Origin of the sequence: Kitasatospora sp. NPDC057692 (genome assembly GCF_042799475.1) — a bacterium.
In the GTDB taxonomy this organism is placed as follows: domain Bacteria; phylum Actinomycetota; class Actinomycetes; order Streptomycetales; family Streptomycetaceae; genus Kitasatospora.
Map to the genome: position 1 here is coordinate 1 of NZ_JBHVIV010000127.1, position 19,152 is coordinate 19,152.

General features: G+C 63.6%; 13 protein-coding genes, 1 tRNA gene and 1 pseudogene. 8 read left to right on the forward strand and 7 right to left on the reverse strand.

Features of this window, described 5'->3' with window-relative positions:
• Positions 1–136: 136 nt before the first annotated feature.
• The 4 genes from ACFVFS_RS37905 to ACFVFS_RS37920 all read right to left on the reverse strand — a co-directional run bounded on the left by ACFVFS_RS37905 (position 137) and on the right by ACFVFS_RS37920 (position 7,025).
• Positions 137–209, reverse strand: a tRNA-Gln gene (locus ACFVFS_RS37905).
• Positions 210–621: 412 nt separating this feature from the next.
• Positions 622–3,708 carry a type I restriction endonuclease subunit R gene (locus ACFVFS_RS37910; RefSeq protein ID WP_380629557.1) on the reverse strand — a complete coding sequence of 1,029 codons (3,087 nt, stop codon included), beginning with the start codon at positions 3,706–3,708 and terminating at the stop codon, positions 622–624.
• Between the two features lie 6 nt (positions 3,709–3,714).
• The gene (locus ACFVFS_RS37915) at positions 3,715–5,055 is read right to left on the reverse strand and encodes a restriction endonuclease subunit S (RefSeq protein ID WP_380629558.1); all 1,341 of its coding nucleotides are present in this window, start codon (positions 5,053–5,055) and stop codon (positions 3,715–3,717) included.
• The gene (locus ACFVFS_RS37920) at positions 5,052–7,025 is read right to left on the reverse strand and encodes an N-6 DNA methylase (protein ID WP_380629559.1); all 1,974 of its coding nucleotides are present in this window, start codon (positions 7,023–7,025) and stop codon (positions 5,052–5,054) included. Before ACFVFS_RS37920 ends, ACFVFS_RS37915 begins: the two co-directional genes overlap by 4 nt.
• 582 nt (positions 7,026–7,607) lie before the next feature.
• Between ACFVFS_RS37920 and ACFVFS_RS37925 the strand changes: the two genes are divergently transcribed.
• From ACFVFS_RS37925 to ACFVFS_RS37950, 6 genes are all read left to right on the forward strand, one after another.
• Positions 7,608–7,973, forward strand: coding sequence for a hypothetical protein (locus ACFVFS_RS37925; protein ID WP_380629560.1), 366 nt, complete (start codon positions 7,608–7,610; stop codon positions 7,971–7,973).
• Positions 7,974–8,077: 104 nt separating this feature from the next.
• Positions 8,078–9,886, forward strand: coding sequence for a hypothetical protein (locus ACFVFS_RS37930; RefSeq protein WP_380629561.1), 1,809 nt, complete (start codon positions 8,078–8,080; stop codon positions 9,884–9,886).
• An 89-nt stretch (positions 9,887–9,975) separates the two neighbouring features.
• Positions 9,976–10,401 (forward strand): hypothetical protein, encoded by a 426-nt coding sequence (locus ACFVFS_RS37935; protein WP_380629562.1) that lies wholly within the window; start codon positions 9,976–9,978, stop codon positions 10,399–10,401.
• A 429-nt stretch (positions 10,402–10,830) separates the two neighbouring features.
• A complete protein-coding gene (locus ACFVFS_RS37940; RefSeq protein WP_380629563.1) occupies positions 10,831–11,445 on the forward strand; it encodes a hypothetical protein in 615 nt (204 codons plus the stop codon).
• A gap of 125 nt (positions 11,446–11,570) precedes the next feature.
• Entirely contained in the window at positions 11,571–11,990 is a 420-nt protein-coding gene (locus ACFVFS_RS37945) for a head decoration protein (RefSeq protein ID WP_380629564.1), read from the forward strand.
• 14 nt (positions 11,991–12,004) lie between these two features.
• Positions 12,005–12,529 (forward strand): major capsid protein, encoded by a 525-nt coding sequence (locus tag ACFVFS_RS37950; protein ID WP_380629565.1) that lies wholly within the window; start codon positions 12,005–12,007, stop codon positions 12,527–12,529.
• A 117-nt stretch (positions 12,530–12,646) separates the two neighbouring features.
• Here the strand turns inward: ACFVFS_RS37950 and ACFVFS_RS37955 are convergent, their stop codons facing one another.
• The gene (locus ACFVFS_RS37955; RefSeq protein WP_380629566.1) at positions 12,647–17,080 is read right to left on the reverse strand and encodes an SIR2 family protein; all 4,434 of its coding nucleotides are present in this window, start codon (positions 17,078–17,080) and stop codon (positions 12,647–12,649) included.
• A 251-nt stretch (positions 17,081–17,331) separates the two neighbouring features.
• Between ACFVFS_RS37955 and ACFVFS_RS37960 the strand changes: the two genes are divergently transcribed.
• Together ACFVFS_RS37960 and ACFVFS_RS37965 are read left to right on the forward strand one after the other, a co-directional pair.
• Positions 17,332–17,835 carry a transposase family protein gene (locus tag ACFVFS_RS37960; RefSeq protein ID WP_380629569.1) on the forward strand — a complete coding sequence of 168 codons (504 nt, stop codon included), beginning with the start codon at positions 17,332–17,334 and terminating at the stop codon, positions 17,833–17,835.
• A 155-nt stretch (positions 17,836–17,990) separates the two neighbouring features.
• Entirely contained in the window at positions 17,991–18,365 is a 375-nt protein-coding gene (locus ACFVFS_RS37965) for a transposase (RefSeq protein WP_380629568.1), read from the forward strand.
• A gap of 248 nt (positions 18,366–18,613) precedes the next feature.
• Here ACFVFS_RS37965 and ACFVFS_RS37970 read toward each other — a convergent pair whose 3' ends face one another.
• Together ACFVFS_RS37970 and ACFVFS_RS37975 are read right to left on the reverse strand one after the other, a co-directional pair.
• Entirely contained in the window at positions 18,614–19,024 is a 411-nt protein-coding gene (locus ACFVFS_RS37970; RefSeq protein WP_380629570.1) for a WbqC family protein, read from the reverse strand.
• Between the two features lie 28 nt (positions 19,025–19,052).
• A pseudogene (locus ACFVFS_RS37975) lies at positions 19,053–19,152 on the reverse strand (IS481 family transposase); the annotation flags it as partial.

Sequence of the window (19,152 nt, forward strand, 5' to 3'; positions counted from 1 at the left end):
AGAGCTACCTCGCCGGCCTCCACCTTCGTGGCGCGATGATCTGGATCAAGGACCTCACCAGAGCCGCTTGATCACGACCAAATACGCGCCCTAGCAAGCCGCTGCCTTACCCTCGGCCAACTCTCCAGGCGCTGCGCTGCCGGACGAGGATTCGAACCTCGAACTTCCTGATTCAGAGTCAGGCGTGCTGCCAGTTGCACCATCCGGTACTGCGGGGCGGCAACGACAAAGGCCGCCCTGGTGGAGAGTCCCCCGGGGCGGCCAGGCATGTCGGGTGCCGGTCTACCGTGCGGAGGGATACCCCTGGCTCTGCTGAGAGCTCGAAGAACGCTGATACGACTGGCTGCTGCTCATGACGTGCGTTCCTCTCCGTGGCGGTGGTGCCGGGCTGATGCGCCTACTCTGCGGCAGGGCTGGCAGCCTGGACAACCGGTTTTCTCCTGGCGACGGCGGTGGCACCGGGTGGGGAGTCGTCATGCCGAAGGCTCTGCCCACCGGCCGATCCCGCCGAACCCGGCGCCACCCGATCGGACCAGCCCGGGCCTACACCCGGCCGGTGCTGCCGTTATGGGCACCGGCCGGGTGTTGGGGTTCAGCCAGTGAGCCTCATTGAGGAGCCCCCTACTCAGCGTCCAGACGCACGCCGTGGAAGGCGCCGGCGATGATGCTATCCAGGCCCTTGCCGTCGCCGACGACCTCGGCCACTACCTTCCCGAGTTCCCCGGGGGCGGCCAGCAAGGTGTCGAGGATCCGGTCACGAACCTTCTCGGACTTCAGGAAGTTCTCCAGGCTGTTCTCCAGGGCCCGCGACCTCAGCACCTCATCGGACTTCGCTGCCTGGATGACAAGCGCCATCAGTCCGGCGACGGCAGACTCCGACAGGTCATCGAACAGGGTGTTGAGGGTGTCGATGACCTGCAGTAGCGGGACCATCTCAGGGTCCTTCACCTTCGCCGTGCCCAGCGCGCTCGGCCCGGTCAGCTTGTCGCCCTTCTCGGTGACTGAGACGTTCGTGACGCCCTTGTCCTTCTGTTCGATGGCGACCAGCCGGGCGCTTGAGATATCGATCTCGTCGTGCCTCCGCTCAGCCTTGATCCACTGAGCCAGTTCACGGCAGAACGCGCACAGGTCTTCCAGTGGGGAGCCGGAGTAGTCGTACACCTGGGACAGAAAATCGAAAAGGCGCACGAATGAGGAGACGTTCTTCCTGAACTGCTCCAGCCGCTCCACGGCCTGAGTGTCCTCGTCGACCTGGGCTTGGTCCCATGCCTGGGCGAACCGGTCCTGTGTCCGGCTCATCGCTGCGGTGATCGCGTTGCGGTCACCGTCCCGGGCGCCTTCGACGAACTGCGTCACGTCCTGGTTGTCGAAGATACCGAAGGTACGCAGCCCCATGGCCAGCACATGCAGTTGGTTGGGGTTGGTCTCGGTCTCGATCTCGGCTTCCTCGTAGTACTCCGCGAAGGCCGCCTGGATGTCCTTGGGCTCGTTGATGAAGTCCAGGATGAACACCCGGTCCTTGACCAGGTTTCCCGTCCGGAAGGTGCGGTTCAGACGCGACAGGGTCTGCACAGCCTGGATGCCGTCCAGGCGCTTGTCGACGTACATGGCGCACAGTAACGGCTGATCGAACCCGGTCTGGAACTTGTCCGCGGCTATCATGACGCGGTAGTTCGGCTCGGCAAACGCCTCGGCCAGGTCCGATCCGGCACCCGGGTTCATCTTGGCCTCGGAGACCTCCTCATGGATGCCGGATTCCGGATCGTCGAGAGTGCCGGAAAATGCGACCAAGGTACCCAGGTCGTACCCCCTGGCCTTGATGTACTTGTCGATCGCCAGCTTGTACCGCAGTGCGTGCTTGCGCTCCGAAGTCACGATCATGGCCTTTGCATGGCCGTCCAGCAGGCCGGCCACATTGGCACGGAAGTGCTCGACGACGATCTCAACCTTCTGGGCAATGTTCGTCGGGTGCAGGCGCACGAACCGCTTCAGTGCTTTGGCCGCCGCGGTCTTCTCGACCAGGTTGTCCTCGTCGTCGGCTGAGACGTTGACACCGTTCTTCTTGATCGCCTCGGCGATCTGGTAAACGGTCCCGTAGTTTTGGTAGCGAGGCAGGACGTCCAGGATGAACCCCTCCTGGATGGCCTGCTTCATCGAGTACACATCGAACGCGGACGGCTTGGCGTTGGGCGTCTTTCGGCGCCCGAACAGCTCGATCGTCTTGGGCTTCGGGGTGGCGGTAAACGCGAAGAATGACACGTTCGGAGTTGGGGCCTCAGCAAGCGCATTGAGTGTGTCCTCGGCGTCAACCTCCGCGCCCTCGTCGATTTCTTGACCGCCGGCGCGCAGTACCTGACGCACCTTCTTGGCGGTGGCACCAGCCTGCGAGGAGTGCGCCTCGTCGGCGATGACCGCGAACCGGTGCCCGGCCAGCGAGTCGTTCTGTGCCAGGAGCTTGAGCACGGCTGGAAAGGTCTGGATAGTCACCACCACGATGCGGCGACGGTCCTGCAGGGCCTTGAGCAACGCACGGGACTTGGACCCCTCGTCAGTGCGGGCCCTCTTGTCGACGTTGTAGACGTAGTCCGGCTTGCCCTCGATCTGCAGGACCGCGCGTTGCATCTGGTCATCGAGCACAGTGCGGTCGGTGATCACCACGACGGTGTCGAAGATCTTGCGACCGGTGTCGTCGTGCAGGTTCGACAAGCGGTGTGCAGTCCATCCGATCGTGTTCGTCTTGCCCGACCCTGCTGAGTGCTGGATCAGGAACCGTCCTCCCGCGCTTTCAGCCTTGACCTGTTCGACCATCCGCGAGACGGCCTGCCACTGGTGGAAGCGCGGGAATATCACCTTGGTCGAAGTCTTGCGCTCGCGCGTGATCGCGTTGGTGCTTGTCTTGACGTCCGCGAATAGCATGGACCCGAAGATGTCCAGCCACGTGTCGCGAGCCATCACCTGTTCCCACAGGTACGCGGTGGCCGGCCCATGCTCGTTGACCGGGTTGCCTGCGCCGCCGTTGTTGCCCTTGTTGAACGGCAGGAAGTAGGTGTTCTCGCCGTCCAGATGGGTGGTCATGCGGACCTCGGACTCAGTGACCACGAAGTGCACAAGTGCCCCGGTGCCGAACGCCAGCAGCGGCTCTCCTTTGGGGTTCCGGTCCTGAGCGTACTGCTTGACCGCAGCGTCGATGGACTGCTTGAAGTTGGTCTTCAGCTCGAATGTGGCCACCGGGATGCCGTTGATGAACGCGACCAGATCGATGCTGTCGTGAGGCCTTTTCTGCGAGTAGTGCACCTGCCGCATGATCCGCAGGCGCACCTTGTCGTAAGCAGCCTTGCGGGTGACGTTCGTCGGGTCCGCCGGGCGCCACTGGACCATCTTCAGCTCGTCCCGCAGCCCCACGGGGACGTTCGAGCGAAGCAACTGCAGGGTTCCGCCAGGACCACCGCCCCTGTTATCCAGCGGGGTTGAGCGCAACTGCACGATCAGGTCCAGCAGAGCCTCCTTCGCCGAGGCCGCCCGCAGGCCAGAACCGATGCTGCGCTCCCAGGCCTTCGGGTCCAGGTCCTTAAGCCACCCGAACACGTCATCCGGGAACAGGGCACGCTCAGCGTCGTATCCGTTCCCGTTCGGGGAGTACAGCCATCCCTGGGAGGCAAGGTACTCACAGATGCGCTGCTCGAACTCCGACTCGTAGGTCAGGTCCACGACGGATCAGGCCTCCTCAGGGAAGTTGATCTGGCCGGTCACGGCAGCAGTGATGAGCGCGATCCGGCGCTCCCTGGCGAGCTCGATGTGCCGTTGCGTCTTCGCGATCAACGTATCGATCTTCGCCGTCTCTCGGTTGAGGTAGTCCACGATGCGGCGCTGCTCCTCGAGAGGGGGCATCACAAGAACATGGCGCTTCAAAGCGTCAACCGTCAGCCCACCCTTAGTGGCCCCATTCGCGTCGCTAGCATGGCGAAGGTCGCGGTAGGCCGACTTCAGCGACCACAGCAAATACTCAGGGTCCCAACGGGCGCGGTCCGCATGAATGCAAGCGAGGTGCTGATTAATTGTGGCCCTAATTTTGAGGATGGTTGCCATTCCTCGGGTTTTTCCTTGACCTGTGAGGGCTACCAGGATGTCATTCGGCTCGGCAATGGGAAGATGGCACTCCACCATCGCCTCGCCAGTCACGAACTGATCGGCAGAAACAACTGATCGAAGGTTTACAACCGAGGAGTTCAGCCAGGGGAAATGTCCATTGAGCCAGTATTTTTCTTCCTCGCGCCGCGGAGTTGAACCGTTACTGATAATCGACCGACGTCCGAGCTTGTCTGCTTTCCACTCGCTCTGGCCAGGAACAGGAACGGCGCTCCGAACTACCGCCTCGCGCCGCTCCTCTAGGAGACCGACGAACCGCTCCTGCGCAGCGATTAGCGTGTCGATCTTCGCTAGTTCTCGATCCAAATGAGCTGCGATGCGCTGCTGCTCCTCAAGCGGAGGCACGGGAATTCGGAGTCCCCGGATGTCGTCAAGGGCGAGCTGGACCTTCGTCCCGCCGACAGCTCCTTGCAGAAGTTGGTCCTGGCCTTCGGTTCCGAGCATGAAGTACCCGACGAACCGCGGATCCAGCCGCGCAAGGTCCAGCCGGCATAGAGCCACGTGCTGGCTCACATAGGCGTCAACCCATCCTGACTCCACGACAGCCACAGACCCGATGTAGGCGGTGATGGAGAATAGAAGATCCCCCTCGCGAAGCCGGGTCCGCTGTCCCTCGCGCACGTGAGAAGGCAAGTCCACACGCTGAATTTCACCGCCCAGCTGAAGCGACAGACGGGGCAGGTTTCCGATGCGGACGAATACATCACCTTGGTCGGCGTAATAGTCGCCCCACCCTCGCGAGCCGCTGGTCAGGAACTTAACGAATCTCCTTAGTTGGACTCGATGATTGGAAATCTTGAACGCGGTATCAGTCTCGGGTGTAAGGGTAATTCTTTTAGTCGCAGAAAGCGCATTGCGCGCCTCTTTTCCCACCTGCTCGCTGCGCCCATCGAAGAGATTCCCGGTCACGCCTCAACCGCCTGCAGCAAAGAAAGGATCTCCTGTAGGGAGTGGTTGAGATCCTCGTCGATTTCGGCGAGAGTCCGCGGGGGAACGTACTTGTAGAAATGGCGAGTGAAGGGGATTTCATAACCAATGCTGGTCTTGGTGTAATCAATCCAAGCGTCGTCAATATGTGGTTTGACCTCGGCATTGAAGTATGCATCAATAGTGGTGCGCGCAGCAGCGTGACTCTTGGCGTGGCCGTCCCAGCCGAAGGGGACAATCTCGGCTTCGCGCAGCGGAATGTCAGGCTCTGGCTCGCCCTTGTTCTTTCCGGACTGGACGCGGCAGATGTCAGCGTTCTCGTCGCGTTCTCCGAGCGTCTGCCACAGAGCCTTACGCTGCGCGGCGGTCAGGCTGATGCCGCAGGAACCGAGGTGCTTGCCCAGGTCACTGAGGAAGTCCTCGCGATTAAGGTAGTGGCCCCCGTTGAAGGAGTTCAGCGCGTCGATGAGGCCGCTGATGTTGCCGAGGGTCTTGTGCTCGGCGACGAGGGCGACACGCTCGGGTGCGGTCTCGAAATTCAGGCGCAGGGGCCGCTCGACGGTGATCTGCCAGTAGGCGAAGTCAAGGTTGTCGAAGATCTTGGAGGTGTCCGAGGACTTCATGTCCGCGTACTGCTGCAACACGCGCTCCCGGGCGGCCTCGTCGATCTCAACACGCTTGGATCCCAGGGACTTACGCATCTTGGCACCCAAGGAGGTGGCGTCGATGAGCTGCACCTTGCCCTTGCGCTCGCGGCGCTTGTTGTTGTCGAAGATCCACAGGTACGTGGGAATGCCGGTGTTGTAGAACATGTCGTTCGGAAGCGCGACGATGGCCTCGATTAGGTCGTTCTCCAGCAGCCATCCCCGGATGTTGCTGGAGCCGCTCCCGGCGCCGCCGGAGAACAGTGGTGAGCCGTTCAGGACGATGCCGGCGCGAGCGCCGCCGTCCTGGCTGTCAGCGGGGTTCATCTTGGCGATGGCGTGTTGGACGAACAGAAGGGCACCATCGGAGGTCGGGGGCAGGCCAGCCCCGAAGCGACCGCTGAAGCCCTTCTTGTGCTCCTTCTCCACCTCCTCGGCGACGTTCTTCCAGTCAACGCCATAGGGCGGGTTGGAGAGGATGTAGTTGAACCTGTCGTCCGGGAACTGGTCGTTGGTTAGGGTGTTGCCCAGTGCAATGTTCTGGGGGTTCTGGCCCTTGGCGAGCATGTCGGAGCGGCACATTGCGTAGGACTCGGAGCGCAACTCCTGCCCGTACAGGAGGAGCTCGGCGTCCAGGTTCATGCGGTGCAGGTGCTCCTCTGCCACGCTCAGCATGCCGCCGGTGCCGACAGTGGGGTCGTAGATGCTACGGATGGCGTCGCCGGACAACGCGTTGTCGTCCTCGGCGAACAGCAAGTCGACAAGCAGGTTGATCGCGTCGCGTGGGGTGTAGTGGTCGCCGGACTCAGCGTTGGACGACTCGAAGTCCATGTAGATGAGGTGCTCGAACAGCTCGCCCATCTTGGAGTTCGGCACGGCCTCAGGGGACAGGTCGAGGTCGCGGAACTGGCGGACGATCGTGGCGAGGATGCCACCCTTCCTCATCCGTTCGATGTGCTGAGGCAAGTGGAAGTTCGCAAAGACATCGATGTCCTGACTGAACCCGCGCACGTACTCCAGCAGGTTGTCGGCCATGTCGTCGCCGGAGTCGTACACCGAGGCCAGAGTGTGCTTCGTCGTGTTGTAGAACTTCACACCGCCGGTGAAGGACTTGATCATCTTGACGCGCAGCGTCTCGTTCGACTGCTGGGCGATGATCGCGGCAACCTGGGCGCGGTGGGGTGCCATAACACACTCCAGGCGGCGCAGGATCGTCATGGGCAGGATGACGTCACCTGCCTTGTTACGGGCATAGACACCACGCAGGGTGTCAGCGATGGCCCAGACGTCCTTCTTCAGGTCGACCACTTGGCTTGTCCTTCCTAGCACGGATGCAGGGGCACCCGCGGAGAGGTTGCCCAGTGATGGTGCTGGTCCACAGGCGAAGCCTAGATTGTGCCACTGACAGGACAGCGCCGTTTCAAGAAGCGGAAGGAGGATGCCTGCGGCATGGAGTCCGCCCTGGCAGACGGGCGACCCTCTCGTAGCGGGTGGCCAGACCTCGCCAGTTCTTCAGGCGGTGGCAGTCGACCGCCGTGGCTGCCCTTGCGCGTGCTGCTGGCTATCTGGTCAGCTGGCGGCGGGATCACCGCTCAGATCCCGCGCCTGTGCAGATGGCCTGGGACGAGTAGGCCCGGTCGGCGAGGGCCGCAAGGGGCGGGATGCACGGTCGGCGCATGCCCGACCAGGTGTGAGGCCTCACTGGCTGTCGGCCGGGGCTTGCAACCAGTAGCCGGTGGGGCCAGAGTGGCCTTGAAGACCGGGCTGTATCCATCTGCTGTGTGGCTGTCTCTGGGTGGGGTCCCGGGCAATTCCACCCGTTGCCGAGATGGCCGGGCAACCGGATTTCCTTCGGAGTCTTCCGGTAGGTTCCCTGCTACCTTTCCGATCATGAACGTGGGAGGGAAGCGGCTCGGTGCCGCACTGGCGATCGTGCTGCTCGGGGGAGCGTCGGCCTGCTCGGCCGCTGCGGACAAGACGTCACCGCTGTCTGCGGCCGTCCAGTCGACTCCGGCACCGGTGGCGCCGGCGAGCAAGGTGGCGACTGCCGCACAGCAGCTGGTCGGCTGGCCGAGCGACGAGAAGGCGTCCTCCGGAGTCGGGCGGCTCGCCCAGCAGGCCATTGTCGCTGCCGGGGGCCAGGTCGGGGTGAAGGAGCTGTGCGAAGCCGAGTGGGCGAAGCTCACGGCGGACCAGCGGGTCGCTGTCCACCGCGGCGGGTTCTTCAGCGGCTGCCTGGCGCCCGCGCCCTCGTAGGCCCGGCTCCGGCCGCGGCAGGGCGGGTCTCGGCGCGGGGAGGACGTGATCACCCCGTAGTCTGATCTTCGGCGTGGGGCCTGGTTGCCTGGGAGGGCAGCAACGTGGGCCTGCGCGAATTGCTCGTCGACGCCTGGAGCTGGCTCAACTACAAGCCGGTCATGAGCCAGCCGGTGCATCGCGGCGTCGGCCCGTTCGGTGAGCTGGCCGCCGGGTGGGTGCCGGTCGAGGACCTGCGGCGCCTTCAGTCGTACAAGATCATGGCGGCGTACGACGCCAACCAGGCTGGGCAGCTGGCCTACGCCTCCGGCGACGAGAACGGCCTCGACCGACGAGAGCTCGGCGATGCCTCGAAGGTGATTGAAGCGGCCCTCGGCTACCTCCTCGGCTCCGAGCAGAGCATCGTCGTGCCCGGTGCCGAGCACAAGCCCGGCCCGGATGCCGACGCTGACTCCGGCCGGGCCCGCCACGTCCAGGAGCAGCTGCGGACGTGGGCCGAGAAGGAGCTGCTGTCGATGCGGATCCAGCAGACCGAGCGGTCGGCCGTACGCTGCGGCGACGGGGTCTACACCCTGGCGTGGTCGCCGATGGCCGGGCGCCCGATCCTGCGGACGATCGACCCGGGCTTCTACTTCCCTGAGCTGTCCGACGACCTGGACGAGGAGTTCCCCACCCGCGTGCACTTCGCGTGGGAGGTGCCGGAGAACAAGACCACCGGCCGCCCGGCGCGGCTTCGCCGCATCACCTATGAGCTTGGGCCGATCGCCGCCGCCAGCCGCCCCGGCGTCGACTTTGCCGGCTGGCCGGTCCGCGAGTGGGCGACGGGCCCGGACGGGGCGCTGCTCCTGACGCCCGGCGACGTGGCCGACCTCGACAGCGGGGCGATCAGCCGGACCTACCCGTGGGCGCCGGGGCGGATGTCCTGGACGACGTGCTACCTCACCGACGCCGAATGGCAGCTCAGCGACCTCAAGGCCGGGCACGACGTCTACAACCTGCCCGCCGACAAGGCCACCTACCGGGTCCGGCCCGACGGTGAAGTTCTCCAGGCTGTTGATCTACAAATCGACTTCGTTCCCGTCGTTCACGTGGTCAACCTGGTGCCCGAGGCGGGGGAGCACTGGGGGCAGCCCATCCTCGCCAAGGTGATGCAGGTCCTCGACGAACTCGCCGCCACCGACACCGACTCGGCCTCGGCCAGCGCCACCACCGGCACGCCCATCATCGGCCTTTCCGGAGTCCGGCTGCCCAAGGACCGCACCACCGGCGCCACCGCCCCTCTGCAGGTCCGCGCCGGCACCGTGTGGGCGCTGGCCGAAGGCGGCTCCATGTCGACGCTGGACACCTCCGCCCAGCTCGCCGAACTCCGCTCCCGCAGCGACCACCTCCTGGACCGCCTGGCCGCGAACTCCCGGATCACTTCCTCCGGGCTCGGCACGCTCTCCCCGGCCGACGTGCCCTCGGGCTTCGCGCTGCAGTTGGCACTCGGCCCCCTGGACTCGCTCGTCAGCAACATGCGACTGGCGCGCGCCCACAAGTACGCCTTGCTGTTCAAGACGACCCAGCGCCTCTACCAGGCTGGACGCGCTGACGGCTGGGCCGAGGGCGACAGCATCCCGGTGCGCCTTGCGTGGGGCCCGCACACCCCGACGGACCGCGCCGCGGTGCTGGACGAGGTCACCAAGGCCGTCGGGGCCGGAGTGATGGCGCTGGAGACCGGCGTGCGGATGCTTGCCGACGCCGGCTACCCGATCGACGACGCCTCCCGCGAAGTTCAGCGCATCCAGGCCAGGGCGTTCGGGGCCGCTGCCCGGCTCGCCGATGCCACCGGCGACAACGCGGCAGTCCGCAGCTACCTCGGGCTGCCGGAAGCCGAACGGGAGATCAGCACGGTGCCGACCGGCGCTGAGTGAGCCGACGTTCAGGCAGCCGTCCGGGTACATCCGAGAGGCTGCCGCGCGCGGCCCGTCTCGCCCATGCTCCGGTCAGGGAGCATGGGCGGATGGAATGGGTGATCACCGGGCTCGTCCTCCAGATCCTGGGGGCCGGCGTGACCGCATGGGGCCTTCGGAAGACCTGGAGGGAGCATCGTCTCGCTGGCGAGACCTTCCTTCCCCGCCCGCTGGCCGAAGGCAGTCGGCTTCGCCGTACCGGTCGTAGGCTCGTAGATCGTTGGACCAGCAGAGGCGCCCAAGTCGCTCAGCCAGTGAGCGCAACCGACGCTATCGCGGTCGCCGATGACGTGACCGTGCGCAAGTACGACGGGGTCGATACCGCTCTCCCCGTTGAGAGCCAGGTCGCCTGGCTCAACATTCAGCTGCTACACCTGAGAGCCCAGGTCGACTCCGGCACGGAACAGCACCAGAACGCCCTACAGGCCGCTGTAGGCGAGCTGAACGAAGCGGCAGACCATCAGCCCGAGAGCTGAGCGAGCGCGTCCGTAAAGCGGCCTACGGAGGCGTGAAGATCCAAGCCCTCGGGCTGCTGCTCATCACCGTCGGCGCGTTCATCGCCGCCGTGCCGTCGCTCGATGGCGATCCCAGAAGCAGCCAGCGACTCGTGCCCCCTGCGAGCGAAGCCGCGGGGGGTAGGGGGGAAGGAAGGACGTAGGAAGGAAGCAGGAAGGAAGGGGTTCCCCCACGGAAACCCACTGGGTTCCCCCACGGAAACCCACTGGGTTCCCCCGGGGAAACCTGATGGGTTCCCTTGGGGCAACCCATCACCTCCACCTGCTGGGTTCCCCCAGGGGAACCCACGTGCCGGGGCCGGATCGAGCAGGCCCTGAATCCTGGGAGAGCGGGCTCGGCCTGGTCTAAACTGATCATCGGCGCGGGGGCGCTGCTCCGGAGGACTCTCCATGACCGCCCCTGCCCAGACGCCGACCGCTGGTGACCCGGCCCCGCCCGCCCCGTCGTCGGCCGATCCGGGTAGCACCCTCATCACCCAGGACACCCTGAGCCGCCTGCTGGCCCGCGAGAAGTCCCAGGGTGAACGCGCCGCCGCGAAGAAGATCGCCACCGACCTTGGGTTCCCGGACACTGCCGCTCTCGCCGCCTGGGTCGAGGCACAGCGCGCCGCCGAACAGGCCGCACTGACCGAAGTCGAGCGCCGTGAGCAGGCCGCCCAGCAGCGCGAGCGCGACGCCGAGCAGCGCGAGCAGCAGGCGTTCGCCCGGCTGCGCGCCGCCGTCCGGCAGACCGCCCTCGCCCGCCTCGGAGCCCGCGACGCCGATCTCGCCGACGCCGTCCGCCTCCTCGACGTCCCCGACGACGCGGACGAGGACGCCGTCACCGAAGCCGCCAAGGCCCTGGCCGAGCGGCGCCCCGAACTCTTCGGCCAGACCAAGCCGGTGGCACCGCCGCCCGCCCCGGCCGGTTCCCCCGCCGGCGGGCCCCCGCCGCGCGGCCACGCCCCGGCCACCACGTCCGCCGGACTGGAGATGGCCAAGCGCCGCGGCTACGTCACCAGCTGACCAGCCACGGCCACGAGCACCTGACCCGGCAGTGAACCGGGAACTCGGGACCACGCCCCTCCGTGGACGGCACCACCAGCAGGTGAGTGCGCGAAGACCCCCAGTCTTCCGCCCTGGAGGGGCACTTGACCGTCCAGCCGGTCACCACCTCGGTGACCTACACCGCCAGCCGGTCCTGGCTCGGCAGCCTGCACGGCACCGACCAGACCGAGACCGCCACTCTCGACATCACCAAGTTCACCGCCGGCACCCATTACCAGGCGTCGACCGACCCGGCGCAGCCGTACTACCGAGTCCTGTCCGGCGTCCCGCTCGGCAAGATCACCGCGTCCGGCCTCTTCGGGCCGTTCGACCCGGCGGCCAGCGACGGCCGCCAGGTCTTCGCCGGCGTCGTCTACGACGAGGCGCTGTTCGCGCCGTCGCAGACCAAGGTCGCCGCCGCGCTGCTGTGGCACGGCGTCGTGAAGGCCGCGAAGGTCCCCGGCGGCATCGACCCGACCAAGGTCACCCCGTCGTCCACCGGCCCGCTGATCCGGTTCGTGTGAAAGGGGCCTGAACAATGACCATCCAGGACCTCATCAAGGGCGTCAGCAGCAACGACCTGACGACCTTCGCCCGGGCCATCCCCAGTCCGAAGGACTTCCTCCTCACCAGCATCGTCTTCCCGGCCGTCACCACCCGCGAGGTCAAGTGGCGTATCCGGCAGTCCGGCCGACGTGTCAACGTCGCCAAGTACCGCGCGTACGACAGCTCGGTGCCGTTCGCCGACCGGACGGCGTGGGAGACCACCCGCGAGGGCCTGCTCCCCCCGCTCGGGCAGAAGTTGCTCGTGGGTGAGCAGCAGCAGATCCTGCTGGAGCAGTCCCACGGTGCCGACCAGGACCGGCTGATCGAGCTGCTGTACGACGACGCCGAGCGGCACATCGAGGCGATCCGCTCCCGGCTCGAACTCGCCGCCGGTGACATCCTCGCCGACGGCAAGTTCACCCTGGCCGCCGAGAACGGCCTTCCGATCATCGTTGACACCGCCTCGTGTGAGGGGTGGTTGAGCGCCTCAACTCCGCCAAAGCAGGCGACGTCGTAGGTGGCAACTTGGACTGCCGTACGCTGAAACCGGAACCAGAAGGGAGGTTGCCCTGCTTCCCCCGCACGGTGTGCGGTACGCGTTCGCCGCCCACGCCTCAGACAAGGACAACGAGTCTCATGAGTCTTCACCCTCAATCCGGCGAAGTCGCTTCCTAAGCTCTGCATCAATGTCGCTTATGCCGTGCCAGAGTCCCAAATTTCGCATTCTCCGTCGCAGATCCGCCATAGCGGATTCGGTAGGTCCCACCGGCACATCTGCCGGGCTGAGGAGAAACGGCTCAGACTGCTGACCTTGAAGCGAGAACGAAGCGATAGCCTGATAAGGACCCAATTCACCGAAAAGCGCCGATCGGCAGCCAATATATTGGGCAATGAATTCAGCATCGTTCGGCCCAACCTGGAAGGCGACAAGCGTTCCGGCGTTTCCTAGGATAGACCCAATAAGTTGGTGCGTCGTGACACCCGTGCGCGGGTCAAACTGGCGCAACTGATCGATATTCTGATGAGCAAGAGTGAATCCAACCCTAAATTTTCTGGCCTCCGCAATCATTCGATCGAATCCTTCGATAGCGAAACGATGGAACTCGTCCATATATACAAAGTGCGGCGGTCGGCTGCGAGCTGACTTCAGGTCGACGAATGTGGCTCGTCGTAGCCGTGCGAGAATCATCGAACCTATGAAGGCCGCCGCACGCTCTCCCACGGAGAACTCAGGGAGGCGCACGAGAAGTATGCCTCCATCTCGGACTATTTCTTCGATGTTGATCGTTGTTCGAGATCCACCTACCACGGCGCGCAGAGAAGAGTCGCTCGTGAGTTCGTCAAACTTCGCCGTGACCCACGCCAGAACCTGATGAAAGTCGGGCGCAGAGGATTGCGCTACAAGGGCACGCCAATCCTCGCGAAGAAGGGGATCTCGAACAATCGCTTGCACGGAGGACCGGAGATCTTCGCTGCCTAAGATCGGCGATACCTCAGTAATCGCCGGCGCAACAGGGTACCCGTCATCTAGCATCGATTTGAGAACGAGTCGCGAAATCTGCTCAAACCGAGGTCCGCTAAACTCGTGATACACCCTATGCTGAACGAATTGCAGAATCTCCTGAATTGCCCTATCTCGCGCCGATCGGCTACCGGGCGGGAGATCAAGGGGGTTAATGACCGGAAGCGCCTCTGAGGATTCGAGGTCGACAAGCACCACTTCCGGAAGGCGCTCCGCTGGAATTATAGCCGCAATTGCCTCAACGAGCTCACCGTGTGGATCGATGACCGTGACGCCGTGGCCGCGCTCTATATCCTGGCGAACGAGACTCTTCAGTAGCGTTGTCTTGCCAACGCCCGGCTTCCCGACCACATAGACATGCCTAAACCGGTCTTCATCGCTCAGTCGCGCTTCAACGACCCGATCCCCGCTTGACGTACGTATCGCCGCTCTACCAAAAGACGCACCGGATGGAAACTCTGCCAACTCAGCCGGCATTCCCGACATTCGCTGTCGGCGGTCCGTTGAGGTTCGGTAAAGTTCGCCTACAGGTGGGTGCACGAACCGCAGGGCAACGGCTGGAGCAAGGGTGAATGTGGGTGGCAGCGCCCAGGGGTTAACCGTTTCAGCCTGCTGCTCCACTATCGTCATTCCTGGCAACCCGCAGGCGTTGAGTCCAATAACGGTTCCCAGACTCCCTGAAAGGTCTCCAGCTCTCGTCTGTACTGTCACAGATACTTTCAACCGGGAAGTGTCTCTGGCGTTAGCCAGTTCAAGGCCCACAAGCTTGCGATGCAATTCGTCAGTGAGCGACTCCATTTTCGCAGTTCCATTAGACCTGGTGGGTTCTCCTTCAAGAGGTGTCGCCGCCTGGCAGCTAATTGTTATGGCTGCTGGACTTGAGTGGCTACGCAGAAAATCGACTAGCAAGGCAGAGTCGCAAACTTGCGGCTCTCGTTCTACCTCGCCTATCAAACCCAAAACCCCCGTGGGGCTTCCCCACTCTGTCGCCTGCAAAAGCGTTGACCAAGGGAGTTCTTTGGTGCCGTCTGTATAGGCCACCGCATAGCTACCATGAAAGGTAACAGAGAGCTGGTTACCAACCGTGCCTCGCAGTTCTTCGACTCGCTTCCTGTCGAGGCCAGGCCGTGTGGTGCAAATAATAAAGAACGCAGCGGACAAATCTTCTGCATTGGCTATCTCATTGGTGACGATGCGATACTGCAGCAGGACGTCAGGCTCGCTCGCAATAAGCTGTAGTAGTCGCAGGCCTTTGTCGAGTACTGCGATAGCGGACTCGCTGCTGTACGCACCGAGAGTCGCCGCGAAGATCAGCTCACCGTAAAGGTCACGCTCAATATGCTGCTGAGCCTCGTCCAGTCCTAGCTTCTGCTGATCATCTACTTCGAGCAACTCAGGCCGTACTTCACGCTTGAGATGTGTGGCTGCTTCACGGAACGCTCGAAAATAGTCAGATAGCCCCGGCTCCCGTTTCAGCTCTGGGTACAAAAGGTTGGCCGCCGTTAGCAGCTGTTGGTATATCCGTTCCGCGCGGGTCATCAACTCGCCGGGAAGAATGCAGTGGGTCCACAAAAGTGCTTCCGCTTCCGGGGTGAGGTCGTCGCGGCAACGGCGGGCGTAACGCAATGCCTGTTCCACGGTCTTCACACCACGGCTTCCGGCATCCGAGGTGACTTGGTCGAGAACTTCTGCGTAGGTGGGAGGTTCTCCCTGTCGGGCCGCCTCTCGCCCCTTCTGAAGTAGAGCATGCAGCGGACTTTGCATTGAAGGATAGACAATGGCATTAAGCGCGGGCGCCACATCATATCCACGATTTGACCACGCAATCGAAATGCCAGCGAGTCCCTCAACTCCTGCATCCAATTCACGCGGCAGCGATACTATTGATTCCTCTGCTTCAGTCCCGTTGGAGACGGCTCGAGTTCCTCCCACCTTGGCCTGAGTCGATAGGATGGTCAGGGAGATCGGTTGAGACGAGCCATGAATAACCGGGCTTTCACCCTCGATCGTCGCCGCAAGGGCCCACGGATCGGATGGTTCCCTCTCTGTACCGGCTTCAACACGAAGCAGATAATTCCACCCATGCGCCGTGGATGCACTGATAGCGGAATTATTTGTATGCATCTGACAGAACTGTGAGTCGTCGTTAGTGAGAAGAGCGGTGCCCTGAGGGCCAGACACAAGAACGCACTCTGCGCCTCTAGCCCCTGATAGATCAGCTCTTCCGCCAAGTAAATCTCCGAGTATTTCGGCATCGCGCGCCCCCAGTACTCCGAGTCCCGCAACAATGCATAGCTCGTCGGAGAATTTCACACATACCTCTGCGCAGGACACGGGTAGAACTGCGCGAGGAAGTACTATTAGGTCGACCCCCGTATCTATCGCCAGTTGTATCAGATACTCTAGCTTCTTGCCGAGCTCCGCTTCATACTGTTCTTGGAACTTCTTAGGCAGGTCGACGATCTGATCGAGGCGAGGAAAATTAGCTACAAGGTGACTCAAGGTGAAATCGGATTTAGATTGCACATTGAGCATCGGATCGGACGAGAGTGGTGCACTGCCTGGCGTGCGCGCCTGCGGCGTAAAGTCAATCTGGGAGGCTACAGCGCAAAATGGCTCCAATCGCGACTCGTCAATTTTTGTAGCCCGCGTTTCCCCTGTACGTTGAGTCTGACCAGCTTGGGTCGCATGCAGAGCGGTCGGGTAGGCCGCTGCACCCTGTTGAGGTGCCAGCTCCTCAAGGAATCCAATCAGGTCGGAATAATTGGAGCCATATGAGATCGATCTGTAAAAACTGCCCTCGGGGACGCTCTCACCATCTCGCATGAGCCTGTAATGACGAATAGTGGGTGGAGTTCCGGTCACGCCACCGAGCCAACGTCCGAGAGATCCGAAGTTTGGATCCTGCAGACCTGCTCCGTACCCGATGAAGATCATGGTGCGGATCAACGCCATGGCATGCTGAATCTCTTGGGCATGACTTCCCAGGAGCGCGCCATACGACTGAACGCTAAATACGACACTTTCTTCTTCTTGATAGTGCCCATGCAGATGGATGATGGATTGCCGACCGGTCCTCCCATCGCGCAGAGCGGCGAGCACCTGTGCCGAGTTCTTCCACGTCGCAAATCCGCACCCTAAATGGCGGTGCAAAATCCCATCATAATTCGTCGTGGCGATCGGAACCCCAAGATTATCAAGCGCGTCAATGATGGAGGGATTGACAGGGGTAATGCCGCCTATGGAATCATTAAGCCAATTCCCAAACTCTCCAACACTTTTCAGCTTTTCTTCGATCTCATAGGCGGCGCCGACCCATAGCGTGGGATCGTCATCCTCAATGCGCTCTCGGATAGAACGAAGCCAGGAATCGGTGAGATTGCGATTGACCTGTTTAACATACTCAAATCCGTCACGCAGTAGGCCTTGCCAAGATGCACAGCTGTGCCCGTCCGAGGCGGCCACGGATACGCCAGCCCCGGCGATAATGATGGCCTGCTGTCGTTCAATGCTCGTCCGAAGCGATTTGAGCAAGACGCCGTCCATATCGTTATCGTAGTTGAATCTATCTGTGCTGGCGCTCCGAGCGCAGATCGGCCGTGTGGCCTCAGATGGGGCTATAATTGGCGCCTGCTATAGGCAGAGCCGTTGCAAAGTCCCGGTGAGCACGTGAGTTCGCTGGTCACGGCGATGCAGGGGGACCGGGCTCGGCCGTCACGAACGCAACGAAGCTCCGGTTGAACGGGGTGACCTTCCCAAGTCGCCTCGCACTGGACGGTGTGGCGGGATCGTCGCTGGTGGAGCGGTTGCGGTTGCTGCCCGATCCGCGTCGGCGCCGAGGAGTGCGTCACCCGTTCGTGACAGTGCTGCTGATCGCCGCCTCGGCGGTGGTCGCCGGCGCGCGATCATACGCTGCCATCGGTCAGTGGTCCGCGAACGCTCCGCAGCACACCCCGGCCCGGCTGGGCTCCAGGGTCGAAGGCGCGCCGGGCGTTCGCGTCGCACCGAGCGCCGCCACGATCCGGCGGGTCATCGGCCTGGTCTGCCCTGGCGGCCTCGCCGACCTGACCGGTGCCGATCCGGTCGGCTCGGACTCGATCGCGGTGGACGGGAAAGCCACTCGGGGCTCCCGGCACGGCACCTCGCCCGCCGCTCACCTGTTGGCCGCGATGACCGGCGACGGCCGAACCGTCACCCAGCTGCGGGTGCCCAACAAGACCAACGAGTTCTTGCATCCGGCTTCCGGACGTTGGCACCGCCGTGAAAATGGAGTGGGATGGCCGTCCGTTCGACGCCGCTGATCTTTGGGCTGGTAGCCCGTAATGAGTCTGGTGCCGGGAGTCGCTTCCGAGGGGCTGCGCACTGTTGCTTCGAGCACGCGGGTTAGATTCTCGTCTTCCCTCCATGACTCCCCGGGCGGCCATCACCGCGTCAATCGGGACGAGGAGAACAGGTCATGACCGCAGAGGAGTTGGAACTCGGATCCGAGCTGGTGGAACGGGTGGCGGCGATCGACATCGCCAAGACGAGTGGCATGGTCTGCACCCGGGTGCCCCACGCGACGTGTCCTGAGCGCCGGGTGCAGGAGGTCCGCACCGTTGCCTCGACGACCGAGGCGATCATGGAGCTGGGTGAGGCGCTGGTCACGCTGGGCGTCACCCGGGTCGTCATGGAGGCGACCGGCGCATACTGGCGGCCGTTCTTCTTCCTCCTGGAGTCCTGCGGGCTGGAGTGCTGGCTCGTCAACGCCCGCGACGTGAAGAACGTCCCGGGACGACCGAAGACGGACAAGCTCGACGCGATCTGGCTGGCAGGTTGCGCCGAGCTCTGATCGCCAAGACGGCGCCGCCGGTACAAGGCATACTCTGAGTCAAGGTCAGAGAATGGGGGACAACGGTGCTTGATCTGCCGAAGAGTTGGGCCACAGACGCCGGCGGCCGCTGGGGCGAGGCGGCGGGAAGGTCCGGGACGAGCTCGGCGACGTGCCACTCCGAGACCTCGCCCCGAAGCAAGCTGCGGACGCTGCAACGGTGATCGCGTTCAAGGAGCAGCTGGACGGGCTCTGACAGGCCCTACGACTCAGCGCACCGCGCCCACGACGACGGTGGGCTCAGCCTGTTGCCTGGTCTCGATACCGCGCCGGACAGCCTCCGTCCCGTGCACCATCAGAGAGTGCACGGCGCTGACCGTCCGCCCGCCCGCCCATATCCCGGTGGCCGGCACGGAGAACGAACGCAGCTCGATTCCGGCCTCCACGAACAGCAGCGGCTCGACGTATCTGGCTCCGCCGGTGCCGCACAGGTACGATGTGGCACCCACAGCCCGGCACAGGTCCACCAGCCGCCGGGTCCGCCCGGCCTGGGCAGCGAGGGCGCTGCTGCGCACCACGACGCCCGGCCAGCCGAGTAGGTCGAGCAGCAGTCGAGTGGACGCCTCCGCGATCTGGGCTGTCCGGTCGGTGCTCTCGAACAGCTTCAGGACCGGCCGCAGCCGCTCGGCGAACTGCTGCCAGGCCGGGCTAGGTGTTCTGACCCGTGAGGTTGGGGACGCGGCTGGCGGGTGGCTTGCCTGCGAGTGCGGTGTGTCCGCGGTGGTGATTGTAGGTGTGGAGCCAGTCG

Bases quoted from the DNA above. Each gene is read 5' to 3' on its own strand.
- ACFVFS_RS37965 (WP_380629568.1), top strand. From the start codon at position 17,991: ATGACCGCAGAGGAGTTGGAACTCGGATCCGAGCTGGTGGAACGGGTG.
- ACFVFS_RS37955 (WP_380629566.1), bottom strand. From the start codon at position 17,080: ATGGACGGCGTCTTGCTCAAATCGCTTCGGACGAGCATTGAACGACAG.
- ACFVFS_RS37925 (WP_380629560.1), top strand. From the start codon at position 7,608: ATGAACGTGGGAGGGAAGCGGCTCGGTGCCGCACTGGCGATCGTGCTG.
- ACFVFS_RS37940 (WP_380629563.1), top strand. From the start codon at position 10,831: ATGACCGCCCCTGCCCAGACGCCGACCGCTGGTGACCCGGCCCCGCCC.
- ACFVFS_RS37950 (WP_380629565.1), top strand. From the start codon at position 12,005: ATGACCATCCAGGACCTCATCAAGGGCGTCAGCAGCAACGACCTGACG.
- ACFVFS_RS37935 (WP_380629562.1), top strand. From the start codon at position 9,976: ATGGAATGGGTGATCACCGGGCTCGTCCTCCAGATCCTGGGGGCCGGC.